We start from the raw sequence: 1,524 nt of genomic DNA, 5'->3' as shown, positions 1-1,524 counted from the left end.
ATTTTAGCGTTAGAAACTCTTTCTCGTTACTTTTGATAAGTGAAATAACTTGCCCATATAGAATAACGAGGTTGTAAGTCTTCATTTTTCCTCCCTTCTTTTTTCCACGATTAACATGCTATCATTATTACTGAATATATTGAATCGAGGTGTAGCATGGAAAAGCCAAAAGTAGCTCTTATTGCACACGACAAAAAGAAAATCGATCTCATAATGTTTGTCAAAGAAAACATAGAAACCTTCAAACTTTGTGAATTACACGCTACCGGGACTACCGGCAAATTTCTAAGAGAAAAATTGAATTTGCCGGTCAATGCGGTGCATTCCGGCCCTCTGGGAGGAGATATTCAGATAGGTTCACTCCTCGTAGAGGGAAAGATGGATTTTGTCATATTTCTCAGAGACCCTTTAACCGCTCAACCTCATGAACCCGATATTTCCGCTTTGCTGAGGGTTTGCGATGTACTCAATATTCCATTGGCTACCAACCTTGCAACAGCAGAGGCTCTGGTGGTTGAAATCAAGAGCATTTTAAAGAGCTCAGAGCCCTGAAATAGCCAAAATAGAAGCCGGGAACAGTGAATATTTCCCAAAAGCTTCTTCTATTTTCAAAGAGATGGGTACCAGATCTTTTTTGGTATCTAGAAGGTTGAGCTGTTTAGACAGTGAACTGGAGGGTTTGAGCCTGTTGCATGAAACCCCTAAAGCCCTTACAGGTTCCCCGTCCCAGAGCTCTTCAATCAACCAGTAAAGTACTTGATTCATCCTTTGAGTGTCCGAAAGCGGAAAATTCAACTTTCTCGATGTTCTAACTACGCGGAAATCCGAATATTTCAAAAACAAACTAACGCCTTCCGCCTCAAATCCTTTTCTCCTCATCCTGTAAATCACCCTGGTTCCTAAAAAACACGCAACCCTGTTTATGAGTTCACCCTCATCTATATCCCTGGACAAAGTCATTGAATGGCCAATAGATTTCGGGAAAGATTTCTTGAAAAACTCGGTACGTGAAAATGAATTAGTTAAAAGGGCTTTTTTCAAACCAAGCAGGGCATTCCCAAAATTACTATAAAGAAAGAAGTCATCAGCTTCAATGAGATCAATGGCCTTTTTGTATCCGTAACTTGAAAGCTTTATCAGCGTATGAGGCCCAACACCCGGAATATCTTTTATGTTTACGTGCTTTAGAAACTCCCTTTCCGACCCTTGGCAAATCACAACGAATCCGTTGGGTTTCTTGAAATCGCTGCCAATCTTTGCCAACATGGGATTCGAGGCGATACCGATTGAAGCAGTTAAGCCATATTCTCTCATCAATTTCAATTTAAGGTTCTTTAAGTGAAAAAGGGCCTCTTTTAAATTTTCAAAATGTGAGAGGTCTATATAAGCCTCATCAATACTGGCAACTAAAATCTTTGGAGAAACACTGTAGAGAAGTTTCATGATTTCTCTGGACACATACTCGTATTTCTTAGCTTCAACTTCTACAAAAATGGCATCAGGACAGAATTTTGAGGCTTCATA

The 1,524-nt window shown here is 39.8% G+C and carries 2 protein-coding genes; one reads left to right on the top strand and one right to left on the bottom strand.

Features of this window, described 5'->3' with window-relative positions:
• The first annotated feature begins 156 nt into the window (after nucleotides 1-156).
• Entirely contained in the window at nucleotides 157-552 is a 396-nt protein-coding gene (locus tag AC3LHT_RS07640; RefSeq protein ID WP_290646867.1) for a methylglyoxal synthase, read from the top strand.
• Here the strand turns inward: AC3LHT_RS07640 and AC3LHT_RS07635 are convergent.
• The coding region (locus AC3LHT_RS07635; RefSeq protein WP_488662470.1) for a DNA polymerase Y family protein at nucleotides 541-1,524 on the bottom strand (984 nt) is incomplete at its 5' end. The genes AC3LHT_RS07640 and AC3LHT_RS07635 overlap by 12 nt on opposite strands.

Source organism: Kosmotoga sp., from assembly GCF_982836095.1.
Note: the sequence above shows the minus strand (reverse complement) of the source record. Positions and strands in the feature narration are given on the sequence as shown.

Excerpts from the sequence above, each read along its gene's own strand:
- AC3LHT_RS07640 (WP_290646867.1), top strand. The coding sequence starts at position 157 with ATGGAAAAGCCAAAAGTAGCTCTTATTGCACACGACAAAAAGAAAATC.